Source organism: Lentzea sp. NPDC051213 (genome assembly GCF_044455585.1).
Classification (GTDB): domain Bacteria; phylum Actinomycetota; class Actinomycetes; order Mycobacteriales; family Pseudonocardiaceae; genus Lentzea.
Map to the genome: position 1 here is coordinate 99,820 of NZ_JBITEX010000008.1, position 16,571 is coordinate 116,390.

Annotated in this window: 4 protein-coding genes; all 4 read left to right on the plus strand. The window is 67.1% G+C overall.

Annotation, left to right across the window (positions count from 1 at the left end; translation table 11 throughout):
- Positions 1–262 precede the first annotated feature (262 nt).
- The 4 genes from ACIA8G_RS32300 to ACIA8G_RS32315 all read left to right on the plus strand — a co-directional run bounded on the left by ACIA8G_RS32300 (position 263) and on the right by ACIA8G_RS32315 (position 16,567).
- Entirely contained in the window at positions 263–1,222 is a 960-nt protein-coding gene (locus ACIA8G_RS32300) for a transcriptional regulator (protein WP_396422483.1), read from the plus strand.
- A gap of 258 nt (positions 1,223–1,480) precedes the next feature.
- Complete coding sequence (locus ACIA8G_RS32305; RefSeq protein ID WP_396422484.1) at positions 1,481–4,411, plus strand: BTAD domain-containing putative transcriptional regulator; 2,931 nt, start codon at positions 1,481–1,483, stop codon at positions 4,409–4,411.
- 498 nt (positions 4,412–4,909) lie between these two features.
- Positions 4,910–9,898, plus strand: a complete 4,989-nt coding sequence (locus ACIA8G_RS32310) for an FG-GAP-like repeat-containing protein (protein WP_396422485.1) — start codon at positions 4,910–4,912, stop codon at positions 9,896–9,898.
- Between the two features lie 33 nt (positions 9,899–9,931).
- Complete coding sequence (locus ACIA8G_RS32315; protein ID WP_396422486.1) at positions 9,932–16,567, plus strand: polymorphic toxin-type HINT domain-containing protein; 6,636 nt, start codon at positions 9,932–9,934, stop codon at positions 16,565–16,567.
- The last annotated feature ends 4 nt before the right edge of the window (positions 16,568–16,571 follow it).

Sequence of the window (16,571 nt, forward strand, 5' to 3'; positions counted from 1 at the left end):
GTGCGGTGTCGTCACTGGAAATTGATTCAGCTTCTCTTTGCTGACACCTCGATGGCCCCTTTCCGATCACCTTGTCCGTCCAGAATCGTAAGCGCGACCGCCACGGCGTTGTGGTGGGCGCGCCTACCTGTCCTGGGAGAGTCGAAAGACCCTTCCCGACCAGGCCCAACAGCGGGATGGTGGCGGCGGCGCGGTGAGTAGCGGCGGTGCGTGACGGGTACCTGTACAGCGGGTGTCCGGCGCACGTCATGGAGGGCCAGCTATGTTCGACAGCGATGCGTTTCCGGCTCGCGTGGACAAGACCGACGTGCGGCATGTCGAAACGCTGACAAGTGCATTGCGGGCTTTGGATTACGAATACGGCGGTGGCGCGTGCCGTGACGCCTGCGTCGCGTTGTTGAACTGGGCGAACCCGCTGCTCGACGCCGGCTCGTCCGGGCAGGTGCTGCACCGGTTGCAGGTGGCGATCGCCGACCTGCACAACCTCGCCGGCTGGGCGTCGTTCGACATGGGCCTGCTCGAGTCCGCACACCTGCACTTCGGTCGTGCCATGAGCCTCGCGCGTGCGTCGGGGAACAGCGCGTTGGAGGCCAACATCCACTACCGGATGGGCCGCGTGCACCTGCACTACGAACTGGCCGAGGACGCCCTCGCGTCGTTCCAGCGCGGACTGCCCATCGCACAGGCCAGCGGGTCCACGCTGGCCATGTCCATCTTGCACGCCAACGAGGCGTGGGCGTTCGCGAAGATGGGCGCGGAGAAGCAGGCGTTGCGTCAGTTCGCGCGTGCGGAGGACGAGTTCGGTCGCGCCGAGGGTGAGGACGCACCGCCGTGGGCGCGGTTCTTCGACCTGGCCGACCTCGTGTCGATCGGCGGGATGGTCCACACCGAGCTCGCGCGCACGTGCGACGTGAAGTACGCGCGGTCCGCGATCCCGATGCTGACGAGGGCGATCTCCTCCGGCGGAGAGGACGCGTCGCGCAGCCAGTCGTTCCGGCTCGCCGCACTGGCGATGAACTACCTGGTGCAGAACGAGGCCGAGCAGGCGCGGGAAGCGGGGGAGAAGGCGATCGCGGTCTCCGGCCCGATCCGGTCGGCCCGCACGCGGGACCGGATGCGGCCGTTGAAGCAGGAGGCGGAGCGGCTGCGCGGCAACGAGGCCGCGGACGAGCTCTCGGCACGCCTCACGACCTTCATGGCCGCGTCACAGGGCGCTGCGTAGGACGGGAAGGCGTCGCCGGGACCCGAGGAGAGGTATGGGCTTCGAGCCCCGGCGACACCATGAACGGAGCGGCACCAGCTGGGGGGCCTAAGTGCCGCTCCGGCTCGGGGGTCAGCAGCGGATCTTGGTGGAGGTCTTGCCGATCCGCGCCGACGCACCGGCGGCGATCAGGCTCGACCTCTTCATGGGCGAGAAGCATCACGAAGCCCGCTGACATTTCGCTGACACCTCCGGTTACCGGCTGGTTAGGATCGACTCATGCAGCGGCGGTGGGGGTTCAAGGTTCTCGGATCGTTGCAGGTCATCGACTCGGGCCGAGCTCTGGAGATCCGCTCGGCCAAACAGCGTGTCCTGCTCGCGGCACTGCTCATGAAGGCCAACGCGCCGGTGTCCTCCTACGAGCTCATGGAGCACCTCTGGGGCGAGGAGCCGTCCGGCGCCGCGCGCGCGACGCTGCAGACGTACGTCATGCGGTTGCGACAGTCGCTGGACGACCTCGCGGACCGCAAGCTCGTCCGGACGTGGCCGACCGGCTACTCGATCCACGTCGAGGACGACCAGCTCGACCTGCTGACGTTCCAGCGGCTGCGCGCGGAGGCCCGGCGCGCACCCGACCTGGAGACCGAGGCGGCGCTGCTCGGCGAGGCCGCGGCGCTGTGGCGCGGGCCGGCGCTCGACCAGGTGTCGTCGCTGCGGATGGAACAGACCGACGTGCAGCGCCTCAACGAGCAGCGCTGGGAGGTGCTGGAACGCCGCAACGACGCCGAGCTCCAGCTCGGCCGGCACGACAAGATCGTCGACGAGCTGCGGTCCCTCGTCGCGGAACACCCGCTGCGGGAACGCTTCTGGTACCAGCTGATGCTCGCGCTGCACCGCACCGGCCAGCAGGCGCAGGCGCTCGACGTGTTCCGGCGCGCAGGCGAGGTGCTCGCCGACGAGCTCGGCATCGACCCGAACGCCGAGCTGCGGGCGCTGCACATGGAGGTGCTCGCGGGGTCGTCCGCCCCGGTCCCCGTCCAGGCGGGACCGTCGTGGCTGCCGCCCGCGGTCGGTGACTTCTCCGGCCGGTCCGACGAGGTGGTGCGGCTCACGGCCGGGCTGCGCGCCGGTGGCACGTGGACGATCACCGGGCCCGGCGGCGTGGGCAAGACCTCGCTGGCCGTGCACTGCGCGCACCTGGTGCGGGACGCGTTCCCGGACGGGCAGCTGTACCTGAACCTCCGCGGCGGCGAGCAGAGGCCAGTCGAGCCGGCCGCCGCGCTGGACCGCCTGCTGCGCGGCCTCGGCGTGGCCGGCGGCGCCATCCCGTCCTCTGTGGACGACCGGGTCGACCTCTACCGCGACCTGTTGTCGGACCGCCGGATCCTGGTCGTGCTGGACAACGCGATCGGCGAGGCCCAGGTGCGGCCGCTGCTGCCGGGAACGTCCTCGGGCGCGGCCCTGGTGACGTCACGGGCGGCGCTGGCCGGGCTGGAAGCCGCCCACGTCGTGCCGCTGGACGTGCTGCCCTCCGCAGACGCGTTGTCACTGCTGCGCGCGGCGGTCGGCGAGGCTCGGTGCGCGGCGGAACCCGTTGCGGCCCAGGCGATCGTGACGTACTGCGGCCAGCTGCCGCTGGCGCTGCGAGTGGCGGCGGCCCGGCTGGTGGCCCGCCCGCACTGGCAGCTCGCCAAGCTCGCGGGGCGGCTCTCCGACGAACGCCGCCGGTTCGACGAGCTGTCGCTGGGCGACCTCGACGTGCGAGCCTCGCTGGCGTTGTCCTACGACGGCCTGGACGAGACGCACCGCCGTGCGTTCCGGCTCCTGTCGTTGGTCGACACCCCGGACTTCCCGGCGTGGGTCGCGTCCCCGTTGCTGGGCCTCGACCTCGACGACGCCGAGGACCACGTCGAGGCCCTGGTCGACGCCCGGCTGGTCGACTACGCGGGCCGGGACGCGGTGGGCCAGGTGCGTTACCGCCTGCACGACCTGCTGCGCGCGTTCGGCAGGGAAGCGGCGGACGAGGACCCGTCAGGCGCACTGAAGGCGTTGTTCGAGCGATGGCTGGACCTGGCCACGCGAGCCGACGTGGAGCTGCCGCACCAGGGCATCCGGCTGGAACCGCTGGCGCTGGAACGTTTCGACCTCGGCGACGCGGCCGACTGGTTCGACGCGGAATGGCAGAACATCCACGCCGTGATCACCCAGGCCGCGGCCCTCGGCCTGGGCGCGCTGGCGGCAGAGCTGGCGATCCGCTCCTCCGCGTTCTGCGACCTGCGCGCCAGATTCGACGACTGGGAGCAGATCAACGAGATCGGCCTGTCGTGCGCACCGCCGGAACGCAAGCCGATCCTGTTCCAGCAGCGCGGAATCCTCCGCGTCCGCCACCACGACTACGTCGACGCGTCGGCTTGTTTCCTTGCCGCGCAAGAAGGTTTCGCCGCGGCCGGAGACGTGTGGGGCGAGGCCTACGCCTGGTACGGCCTGGGCTGGATGCATGAGTGGAGCGGCCGCTCGCTGGAAGCCCGTGAGGCACACCGCGAGGCGATGACGCGGTTCGTCGAGTCCGGCAACCCGCACGGCGAGATCGAGGTGCTGTGCTCCCTGGGCGCCATCGAACGCCGTGCCGGCGGTCTCGCCGCCGCACAGGAGTACCTGGACCGTGCCCGCCGCGTCGCCGGCCAGTTGGGCGACGAGCAGAGCGAGCTGATGGCGACCCTGGAACTCGGGCGGCTGCACCAGTTCACCGGCGAACTGCAGATGTCCGCCGACTTCCTGCGCTCGTCACTGGCGGCCGCGCAGAAGCTCGGCGACCCGGACATGGCCGCGAACATCCGGGTGTTCCTGGCGGACACGCTGGTCCGGTCCGGCCTTGCTGATGCGGCGGAAGAACAGTTGCAGCAGGCGTGGGAGTTCTTCGAGGAGCACGACGACGTGCCGGGCCGCATCTGGGTGTGGCGGCTGCGTTCCGGGCTCGCTGCCACACCGGAGGAGGCGCTGCGACTGGCCTCGCTGGCGATGGACGAGGCGCGCAAGCGCGAGATGGACTCGCCGCCGGAGTTCGGGCGGTCGTTGCGGGTGCTGGGCAACGCTTTGGAGCGTGCCGGGCGGGTGGACGAGGCTCGGGAGCACTGGCGGCAGGCTGAGGAGACTTTGACGGCGGCCGGGTTCCAGGCTGAGGTCGATGAGCTGCGACTGGCGACGTCGTAGCACCGGCTGCGGTGGTTGCCCGGCGTTGTCGGCACGGCCGCGGCGCCGCAGACGGCGAACGAGATCTCGACGCCACGGAAGTCGATGGACCACGTCTGGTGGTCCAGGACGTGCCGCAGCGGACGGAACACCCCGGCCACGACAGGGCCCGAGGTGAATTGGGTGTGGAAGTACGACTCTGTGGCGCGGGCCCAAAGCAACAGTCGTGGGTGTCTGACCAGGATCGGGTTCACGGTCTGCTCACGTGCGGGCTCAAGGCATTGAGTGGTTTACGACCTTCTATTTGTCGGTTGCGCACCAGTGCGCGCGAGCCGCCTGGTCCTAGCTGCTGATCGCTGGCCACACTTTGGTCACACTGCGTCCCCTTAGTCCGAATGGTCGCTTGTTGGCAGTTCGGCGGTGGGTGAAGCTGGCTGTCGCGAGGGGTTGGGGCCGGCGTTGGGGGACGCCGGTGTCGCGTCGATGGACGGCGCGGCAGGCTGATTTGGGGGGCTCTACTTGAGACGCGCCGGGGAGGCGCAGGGCTTTGTCCTGCGCGCGTTCGTGACGTTGGCGGTCATGTCGACGTTCGTGCTTGTGCCAGCCAGGGCGGCCGAGCCGGAGTGCGTGGATGCGCAGCCGACCGCGGCGGCAGCAGCGGAGATGGCATCGCGTTGCCACCGGCGGGTCGAGATCGTCGCGCTGCGTTCGGAGAACGCGCAGACGTTCGCGAAGCCTGGGGGCGGTTACACCGCGGAGCAGTCGGTGGAGCCGCGTTGGGCGCACAAGGCTGATGGTTCGTGGGCGCGGATCGATACGACGTTGCGTGTCGCGGGCGCGAAGGTGGCGCCTGTGGCTGCCGTGCTGCCGGTGGAGTTCTCGGCGGGTGGTACGGGTCCTGCGGCGCGGTTGCGGGACGGAGACCGCGAGCTGTCGATCACGTGGCCGTTCGGGGCGTTGCCGGCGCCGGTGCTGTCCGGTTCGGACGCCACCTATGCCGAGGTGCTGCCTGGTGTGGACCTGAAGCTCACCGCGTCGGCGCAGGGCTTCGCGCAGATCCTGGTCGTGAAGAACCGGGAGGCGGCGAAGAACCCCAAGATCGCCAAGGTCAGGTTCGGGTTCGCGACCAGTGGCGTCACGGCGCACCCGGCCGGCGGCGGACTGGAGGCCAAGGACGCGTCCGGCCGTGTTGTGTTCATGTCGCCGACTCCGCTGATGTGGGACTCGGGTGGCGAGGGCGCGTCTGGGGTGTCGACGAAGTCGGCTGTCACTGAGCCGGAGAAGAAGCGCACGGCGACCATGCCGATCGCTGTGGAGAACGGCGAGATCACTGTTGTTCCTGATGCCGCGATGCTCAGCGATGCGGCGACGCGGTATCCGGTGATGATCGATCCGCCGTGGACGGGCCGGGTGGCGGACAACGCGTGGACGTTGGTGTCCAGCAAGGACCCAGGCTGGACGTACTGGCAGGGCCGCAACAACCAGGGCCAGGACTATCTGGCGAATTCGGGCGACCGGGGCAACGCGGGCACGGGTCTTACCTGTGACAGCGTCTCGTTGGACAACAGGTGTCAGAGCTCGACGTACAAGGTTCGTTCGTACTTCCGGATGGACACCTCCGGGGTGAAGGGCAAGATCGTCAACGGTGCGTCGTTCCGGGTTGAGCAGCGGTGGGCATGGACTTGCAACAACGGTGGCTCCAACGCCACCGTGCGGGTGACGTCCGAGTTCGGCACCGGCACCACCTGGAACAACCAGCCCGGGTGGTGGGACAACGGCTGGTCGGCTTCGAGCGCGGCCAATCGCAAGGTCGGATCGGCGCACGGGTGCTCGGGGCCGGGTGACGTCGAGTTCGACTTCAGCGGTGTCGTCAGACACGCGGCAGCCAACAACTGGGGCTACATCTCGCTCGTGATGCACGTCGACGAGGGCAGCGTCAACTACTGGAAGCGATTCAACGCCAGCTCCGCGGTGCTCGCTATCGACTACAACACCCTGCCTGATGCACCGGTCGAGCTGTCGGCTGACCTGAAGCCCTGCACGACGAGCTCGTTCGTGCCGACGGTGACGCCGACACTGCGCGCTCGTGTCAACGATCAGGACGGCGACACAGGGCTCGGCGCGCGCTTCGAATGGGCACGAGTTCGCGAGGACGGCAGCTACACGCCGGCTGCGGAGGTGCGTGACACGTCCCCCTGGGGTAGCGGCACCGTCGCGCAGACCAACATCCCGGCACCGCCGAACCTTGCTGACGGCGGAGTGCTCGACCGTTCCGAAACCCTTGTCGCCACAGGAGATTGGGACAACGACGGCCATCCGGACGTGATCGCCCGCGACAGCGGCGGCTACCTGTACCTGTTCCCAGGCAAGGCAACGCGACTGCGTGCCCGCGTACTGCTCGGCACGGGCTGGAACGAGTACACCGTCGCCGGTGTCGCTGACTGGGACAACGATGGCAAGAAGGACATCCTCGCCCGCCATGACCCGACCGGGGACCTGTACGTCTACCCCGGTGATGGCACCCGTGCCGCACCGACCCAGCAGCGCTCCAAGATCGGTGCCGGCTTCAGCGGGTACGTGTTGGCCGGTGTGGCCGACTTCGACAAGGACACCAAGCAGGACCTGATCGCCAGAGACAGCAACGGCGAACTCTGGCTGTACCCCGGCGAAGGCACACGGACGCCGTCTACCCAGGCGCGTGCCCGGATCGGTATCGGTTTCGGCCCGTTCACCTTCTACGGCATCATCGACCGCACCGGCGACGGTGCTCCGGACATCATCGCCGAGTACGACAACCAGATGTGGCTGTACCCCGGCAGCGGCAAGCGCGCGCCCTCCACCGGCATCCCCAACAGCTATCAGATCGGAGCCGGCTGGGCCGGCGCCCGCGCGCTGACGATTCCCGACTTCAACAGTGACAATGCTGCCGACATCGTGGCGCACCTGCCAGGCACGACGAGCTGGCAGCTCTACCCCGGCGTGGTCGGCACCGGATACGGCGGCCAGCAGTGGCCCGTCGCCGACGTCGGCCTCGTCGATGGTGGCGCGTATGTCTTCCGCGTCACCGCCCGCGACTGGCAGAACTGGGGCCTAGCGTCAGGCTGGTGCGGGTTCAGCGTGGACACCACCGCACCCGACGCACCCACGTTCTCCTCCACGGTCTACAAGACATCAGGCTGTGCTCCGGAAGGCTGCGGCTCGCTCGGCATCGCCGACACCTTCACCTTCTCCAGCACCTCCACCGACGTCGTCAATTACCGCTGGGGCTTCACGGACATGCCTACGGAGACGGTGAAGGCGGGCGACACCGTGCGCTGGACGCCCCCGTCGGCAGGCCCGAAAACGCTGTTCCTCGAGGCGGTCGACAGGGCAGGGCTATCGACCCGCGAGACATTCCGGTTCACCGTCGCGGGTGCCAAGCGCAACGAGGCGGAGTGGTTCGCCGGTGATGACCCGTCCTTCGACGGCACCGGAAACGGCCACGACCTGACGCTGACCGGGCTCGACCCCGCTCGCGCCGGGCGCACGGTCGGTGGACAGCTGTCCGTCGGCTTCAACGGCACGACGGCGAACGGCGCGACGACCGCCAAGGTCGTCGACACGAGTAAGGGATTCTCCGTTTCGGCGTGGGTTCGCCTGACCAACGACACGGCGAGCCGCACTGTGGTGAGCCAGCAGGGTTCCACGACCTCGGCGTTCCGGCTCGGCTACGACTCGGTGTCGCACAAGTGGACCTTCTCGTTGGCGGACAACGATTCAGCGAACGCTGTGCAGAAGACCGCGATTTCCGACGCTCCGGCCGCCCAGGCGGTGTGGACGCACCTGACGGGTACCTACGATGACCTCAGTCGCGACGTCCGGCTGTACGTCGACGGCACGCTGCAGCTGAAGACCGAGGTGCTGGAGCCGGGCAAGGGATTCAACGCTGGGGGTGAGGTGTGGGTCGGCAAGGCGCTGCGCAACTCCGCGGCTGTCGAGCCGTGGCACGGTGAGCTGGCCGAGGTGCGTGCGTGGAGCCGCACGATCACCCAGAACGAGTCGCTGGAACTGGGCGACGCCAAGCTGAGCCGCAGGGATGTGGGCTGGTGGAAGTTCAATGACGGCAGCGGTGACACTGCGGTCGACTCCTCGCCATTCGGCCGTGACCTGACGCTGAACCTCGCCGGCGGAGCCAAGTGGGGACTGGCCGGCCCGGAGAACGTTGGTGGCACGAGCCTGGAGCTCAATGGCACCAGCAGCTCCGCGAGCACGAGCGCGGCCGTGCTTAACACCGACCAGTCGTTCTCAGTCGACGTGTGGGCCAGGGTCAGCAGTACAGGATCGCCCCGCACGGTCGTGGTGCAGCACGGTTCGTCCACTGTGGATCCGTTTGTGTTGAAGTACGACGGTGCTCAGTGGAGCGCCGAGATGCCGAATTCCTCAACCAACCCAACGACGTGGTGGCGGGCCAAAGCCGCCGCGACCGCAGGCACGTGGACGCACCTCATTGCCGCATACGATGCCAGCGCGCGCACACTCAAGCTCAGCGCTGGTGTCCAGGACACCCCGGTTGCGCTGAAGAGCACCGTCACCGGCGTGGTCGGCTGGAACTCGACAGGCGTGCTGTCGGTCGGCCGCAGCAGCGCGGGCGAGTTCTTCAACGGCAACATCGACGACCTGAGGGTGTGGCAGGGCGTGCTCGCACCTGAGGCGCTTCCCGGGACCTCGCTCAAGGGTTCATCGATCTCCGGCGACGTCTACGACGAGATCATCTCTGTAGACGCTGACGGAACTGTTCGAGCGTTCCGCAACGTCAACGGCGCCTACTCGGAAAGTCCGCAGGCGATCGGCTCGGGCTGGACGCCTGAGCGCACCTGGTTCGCCGACATCGACGGCGACGGCAAGTCCGAGATCATCGGCGTCGACCAGGCCGGCGCGATCACGGCGTTCAAGAACGTCAACGGCATGAACGGGTTCCCGTTCGGCGGCGCCACGGTGATCGGTTCGGCGCCAGGCGAGACGACCCGGATCCGCTTCGCCGACATCGATGGTGATGGTCGCGCGGACAGGGTGTCCATCGACCCGGACGGCCGGGTACGCGTGTACCGCAATCTGTTCGGCATGAACGAGCGAGGCCAGTCCACGGCGTTCTCGACCACCCCGGTGATCGTCAAGGTCACCACCAAGACCCCGGACCGGATCAGGTTCGCCGACATCGACGGTGACGGGAAGGCAGAGCTCATCACGGTGAACAGCGACGAGCGGCAGACCTTGTCGGCGTTCCACAATCTCAACGGGCTCGGCTATGGCACCTATGACCTTTCTCAGGAGATCGGCTCCGGTTGGACGCCGGACCGCACCTGGTTCGCCGACATCACCGGCGACGGCAAAGCCGAGATCATCGCGGTCCGCCCGGACGGAACCGTCTGGTCGTGGACGAACTACAACGGCCTCACCGGGTTCCCGTACGCGGAGTCCGCCCAGATCGGTACCGGCTGGCACGAGCCCGCCCGCGTGTTCTTCGGCTGATCAGTCGACCCTGACCTCAACTGGAGTTGTGTCATGCCCACAGCCCTGCCTAGACGTGGCCTGGCCGTCGCGCTGGTGGCGTCGCTGGTGACCACTGTCCTCACCGCAACACCCCCGTCCACAGTCGCGGCACCGTACAAACCGCCGACACCGGCGAAAGAGCGCGTGATCGCGGGAAAGATGGCGGGCGCTTCGAAGAACGTGGATGTCCGCACCGGTAAGGCGTTCGCAGGCAGCGCGCCGGTGTGGCCCAAGGTGGGGGTCGCCGAGGTCGATCTCGGCGCATCGCCGGCGAAGGTTGCCGACACCCCGCTGACCGTGGCCGCGGCCGATGCCCCTGCCACGGCACGTGCTGCCAAACACAAGATCAAGATCGAGACGTTCGACCGGGAGAAGGCTCGCAAGGCGGGTGTGGAGGGCCTGCTGTTCAAGGTGTCCGGCGGCTCGGCGAAGGTCGAGGTCGACTACTCGTCGTTCCGCTGGGCTTATGGCGCTGACTGGGCTTCTCGTCTGCGGCTCGTAGAACTGCCCGAATGTGCGCTGAGCACCCCCAGCAAGCAGGAGTGCGCGCCGAAGCAGGTCGCGTCCCGCAACGACTCAGCCAAGAACAAGGTGACAGCGATGCAGGCGAGCCCTGCCACCGCCACCTTCATGGCGTTGACCGCAGGTGCCTCCAGCGATTCTGGCAGCTACAAGGCGACGAGCCTGTCGCCGTCGGCAACGTGGTCAGCCGGCAGCAACACCGGTGGTTTCAGCTGGAACTACCCGCTGCGGATGCCGCCGTCGCTGGGCGGCCCGACGCCGTCGCTGACGCTGGGATACTCATCGGCGAGCGTCGACGGGCGGATGGCGGCGTCGAACAACCAGCCGTCGTGGATCGGTGAGGGTTTCGATCTAGGCACGAACTTCATCGAACGCAAGTACGTCGGTTGCGCCGGTGACATGGCCGATGGTGCGCGCAACACCACCGAGACCGGTGATCTGTGCTGGCGCAGCGAGAACGCCACGCTGTCGATGACCGGGCACGGCGGTGAGCTGATCAAGGAAGCCGCGCCGTCGAACCGCTGGCGTCTGCGCAACGACGACGGCACGCGTGTCGAGTTCCGCACCGGCGCGGACAACGGCGCGCGCAACGGTGAGCACTGGGTCGTCACCACGCCTGACGGCACGCAGCACTGGTTCGGTCGTGGCGCTCAGTCGGTGCTTAACGTTCCGGTGGCGGGCAATCACGCGGGTGAGCCGTGCGCGGCTACGTTGTTCAAAGACTCGTTCTGCTCACAGCCGTACCGCTGGAACCTCGAGTACGTCGTGGACACGCACGGCAACACCATGACGTATAGCTACGACAAGGAAACGAACAAGTACGGCCGCAACAACTCCACGGCTGATCTTGCTGAGTACGACCGCGCGTCGGTACTCAAGCAGATCGACTACGGCACTCGAACTGACCGCACTGAGAACGCCCCGATGCAGGTGGCCCTCGAACCGGCCGATCGCTGTCTTGCCGACTGTGGCACGAAGGACGCAGCGCACTGGCCGGACACGCCATGGGACCAGGAGTGCACCACGAGCCCGTGCTACTACAGTTCCCCGACGTTCTGGGGGACCAAGCGCCTGGCCTCGGTGACCGCCAAGGTCAGCGGGAACGCAGTGGAGAAGTGGACGCTGAGCCACTCGTTCCCGGATCCCGGTGACGGCACCCGCGCCGGCCTGTGGCTGGACAAGATCTCGCGGGTGGGCCTCGTGGGCCAGCAGACCACCGTGCCGGACGTCCGCTTCCAGGGCATCCAGCTCAGCAACCGCGTCGACACGCACTCCGACCAGCTCGCGGCGATGAAGTGGTGGCGTCTCAAGACGATCTTCACCGAGAGCGGTGGCCAGGTCGACGTCACGTACTCCGACGCGGACTGCGTGGCGGGCTCGCGGATGCCGAACAAGGACGCGTTGCAGGACAACAACCTGCGCTGCTACCCGGTGCGCTGGACGCCGCAGGGCAACAAGGACCCGATCCTGGACTACTTCCACAAGTACGTCGTGACGAGCATGACCGAGTCGGACCTGACCGGTGGCTCTGTGCGCGTGCTCACCCAGTACGAGTACGTCGGAGACCCGGCGTGGCATTACTCCGATGACGACGGCTTCGTCAAGGCCGAGGACAAGACGTGGTCGGTGTGGCGCGGCTATGGCGCGGTCAAGACGCGTCTGGGCGATCCCGGTGAGCAGACGCTGACCGAGAGGCGTTACTTCCGCGGCATGCACGGCGACAAGCTGCCATCGGGTACGCGAAACGTGCAGATGCCGGCGATCACCGTCGGCGGCGTTCCCGCTGTGAACGATGAGGACGCCTTCACGGGGATGATGCGTGAGGAGATCATCTACAACGGGCCCGATGGTGCCGAGGTGTCGGCGACCGTCAACGTGCCGTGGCAGTCGGACGCGACGGCGAACCGCACGATCAACGGCGTCACCGTTCACGCTCGCTACATTCAGTCCGCAAGCAAGCACACGCGCACCGCGCTGGACAGCGGCCGTGGCTTCCGCACGACCAGTCAGGTCACCGAGTTCGACCAGACCTACGGCACGGCGACGCAGACTGAGGACCGTGGCGACGACGCGGTCACGGGCGACGAGAAGTGCATTCTGATCGACTACACGCACAACACGTCGGACTGGCTGATCGGCAAGGTATCGCGCAAGCGCGACTTCCTGGTCGACTGCGCGAAGGCGAAGTCGGGCGTGGGCCTGCAGGACGCAGACACCGCCGGAGACCTCAAGACCTACTACGACGGCCAGGCGCACGGTGACGCGCCGACCAAGGGCGATCCCACCAAATCCGAGACCCTCAAGTCGTACGTCAACGCCTCCGCGACTTACCTGACCGAGTCGTCGACCGAGCGCGACGCCTACGGCAGGGTCACGAAGCTGACCGATCCCAAGGGAACCCTGACCACGGCGTACACCCCCGCTGCGGGCGGTCCGGTCACCCAGATCACCACGACCAACACAGTGGGCTGGGCCACCACGACCGCCGTGGAACCCGCGTGGGGTTCGCCGGTGTCCACTACGGACCCCAACGAGCAGAAGGCGTTCATCGAGTACGACGGACTTGGCCGGACCACTGCAGTCTGGAAGCCCGGTCAGGAAAAGGCCGGCCGGCCCGCCTCCAAGAAGTTCTCCTACCTGGAGCGGACCGACGGACCTGCGGTCGTCACGACAAGCGCGCTGGTCAACGCCCAGTACGTCACCTCACGCGAGCTGTACGACGGGTTGCTGCGGCCGCGTCAGACTCAGCAGCCGGACGCGTCGGGCAACATGTCCAACACGGTCATCACGGACACCCACTACGACTCGGCGGGCCGCGCCAAGCGGGCGAACAGCGCCTACACCGCGAACGTCGTTTCCAGTGACGCACTGTTCGTGCCGACCACCACCATTCCGTCTGCGACCACGACGACGTACGACGGCGCCGGTCGCGAGATCAACCAGGTGCTCAGGAAGAACGTCCCCGTCGCCAGTCCCGGCGGTGATGAGCTGTTCCGCACGACGACCTACTACGCGGGTGACCGCACGGACGTGACGCCGCCTGCCGGTGGCGTCGTGACCTCGACTCTGGCCGACGCGCAGGGCCGCAAGTCGGAGCTGCGCCAGTACCACTCGGGCGTCGTCGCGGGCGCCACGACGGGCTTCGACGCGACGAAATACACCTACGACCGGAAGGGCCAGCTGGCCGAGGTCGCTCATCCCTCGGGTAAGAAGTGGCAGTACTTCTACGACACGCGCGGCCGGCAGGTGCGTGTCGTCGACCCGGACAAGGGCACATCCGAGTCGTCCTATGACGACGCGGACCGCATCGTGTCCACAAAGGATGGACGCGGCGAGGTCCTCGCGCACACCTATGACGCGTTGGGCCGCAAGACGAGCACTCGCGATGACTCAACGACCGGTGCGTTGCGCTTGGAGTGGTTCTACGACGTGCTCGCCAACGGCACCTCGGTCAAGGGTGCACAGGTGAAGTCGGTGCGCCACGGCGAACTCGGCGACTACGTCACCGAACACAAGCGCATGCGGCCGGACCAGCTTCCCACCTCCACCGACTTCACGATCCCGGCAGGGGAGACCGGTCTGGGCGCCACCTACAACTACGTCTACAGCTACAACGATGACGATCAGCTACTCAGCACGCGCATCCCCGCGGTGGGCGATCTCAAGGTCGAAACTCTGCAGTACGAGTACAACGCGCTGGGCCAGCCGAAAAAGCAGAACTCGGGCTACGCGACCTCGCCGTTGACCAGTCTCGTCCCCTCGACCGGCTACACGCCTCTCGGTGAGCTGGCGGAGTACGAGCTGCGCAACGGCGCCAGCGCAAACCCGGTCAACATCGTGCGCAACTACGACCAGTTCACCCGTCGCCTCACCCAGATCTGGACGACGAAGCTGACCGGACCGACCGACGTCGCGAACGTGTCGTACAGCCACGACTGGGCGGGCAATGTCACTCGTGTCTCGGACTCGGTCAGCTCGGACACTCAGTGCTTCCGCACCGACTACCTGCGCCGCCTGACCGAGGCATGGACCCCAGGTTCCGGCAACTGCGCGACCGACCCGACTGTCGCCGGATTGGGCGGACCGTCGAAGTACTGGCAGTCCTACAGCTACAACGTCGCCGGCGACCGCACGAAGCTGGTGGAGCACGGCACCAGCGCCGGCGACCGCACGACGGAGTCTTTCCCGACGCCGGGCAAGCACAGCGTCGCCAGGACGGTGACGACGGACAACGCGGGCAGCCGCCAGGCGACCTACACCTACGACGAGGTGGGCAACACGCTCACGCGCCCCTCGCCGGGCGGCACGTCGCAGACGATGACGTGGGACCGCGAAGGACGCGTAGCCACCACCGCCGACGAGACGGGCCAGTCGTCGTATGTCTATGACGCGGACGGCAACCGGCTGGTCCGCCGTGACCCGACGGGTCGGACCTTGTACCTGCCTGGCCAGGAACTGCGCTATACGACGGCATCTGGCACGAAGGTCTGCACCAGGTACTACTCCCACGCTGGCCAGTCGATCGCGATGCGCACGTCGACCGGGTTGACGTGGATGTCGTCAGATCAGCACGGTACGGCGCAGAACACGATCAACGCGCTGAGTCAGAGTGTGTCGACCCGCCGCACCATGCCGTTCGGTGAGGTCCGTGGCAATACGGGGACTTGGCCTGCGCGGCTGGACAAGGGTCTCGTCGGTGGAACGCTGGACAACACCGGGCTGACTCATATCGGGGCGCGTGAGTACGACCCGGTACTCGGCCGGTTCATCTCGGTGGACCCGGTCATGGATCTTGCGGATCCGCGGCAGTGGAACGCCTATGTCTACGCCAACAACAGCCCGATCTCGTTCAGCGATCCGACTGGCTTGTACTGCGACTCGTGCGACCTCTACAACTACCAAGAGAACGGGTACGAAAACGGATCGTCGCAGCAGTCCGTTGGGTGTGGCTACTCACCGAACGGTTTGTGTGGGCCGGAGGGATCCGGGCACTCGTACCAGGACTTCCAGCAGGAGTGGCAGCGGCAGTACGACTTGGAGTTCGGCACCGGTGACGGCTCGGATCAGCCGGTCTTCTTCGGGCATCGTCTACCCACCGCGGAGGAGATGAAGCGGGGGCCGATCTTCGGGGCGCCTGTCATGATGGCGCCAGGCGAAACATACGCCGATGCAGTAAGGAACTGGGCCACCTACGTCTGCAACAGCAGCAATCCGGGCGCTGGGTTCTGCGAATGGTCCTTCACTGTGGGCAACGAGCCTGCGGACGGCTGGGACGCCGTGTTCGTGATCCTCGGGGGACTCTCCTTCGGTGTGGGCCGCGGGGCAGGATCGGGGGTGCGGGCCGCAGCCCGGTCGTCGCGTGCTGCGGCGGCGTGGAACGCTTCCAAGGTTCCTGCACGCAGCTGCAACAGTTTCACTGGTGACACACCGGTGCTGATGGCGGACGGTACGACCAAGCGCATCGACGAGATGAAGGTCGGCGATCAAGTCTTTGCCACCGAACCGGAAACAGGCGAGTCCGGTCCGCGTGAGGTCGTGGCGACGATCACCGGCAAGGGTATTAAGCATCTCGTCGAGATCACGGTCGACGGCGGCAAGATCATCGCCACGGATCGGCACCCGTTCTGGTTACCTGACCAGAACCGGTGGGCAGACGCCAAGGACCTTCGCGTGGGTTCGCTGCTGCAGACCTCGGTCGGCACGCAGGTGCAGGTGGCCGCGATCAAGAAGCGGACCGTGATCGCGCGCGTGCACAACCTGACCATCGACGACATCCACACGTATTATGTGGTGGCCAACGGGACGCCCGTCTTGGTACACAACTGTGGGGGGCCTGTCCGGCTTTCGGATGAGACAATTGATACGCATATTCTTCCGCGACACGGTTCGGGCAGTCCGGCCAAAGGTACGAAATTCCATGAGGATCTCGACCCGGACGATTTCGGATCCCTTGCGAACGAAGCGGTGCGCGGATCGCCAGTGCCAAGTCGTGTTGATCCGGTGACTCGCAACCATGCGCATGATCACGATTTTGGACCGGGTAGGGTAATTGGTGAAAATGGAAGTACGAGGATGCGCGTCTGGGTTGACGGAGAGGGTAATGTCAGTACCATGTACCCGCTATAGTCGG

Coding starts and splice junctions, on each gene's coding strand:
- ACIA8G_RS32300 (WP_396422483.1), top strand. CDS start 263: ATGTTCGACAGCGATGCGTTTCCGGCTCGCGTGGACAAGACCGACGTG.
- ACIA8G_RS32305 (WP_396422484.1), top strand. CDS start 1,481: ATGCAGCGGCGGTGGGGGTTCAAGGTTCTCGGATCGTTGCAGGTCATC.
- ACIA8G_RS32315 (WP_396422486.1), top strand. CDS start 9,932: ATGCCCACAGCCCTGCCTAGACGTGGCCTGGCCGTCGCGCTGGTGGCG.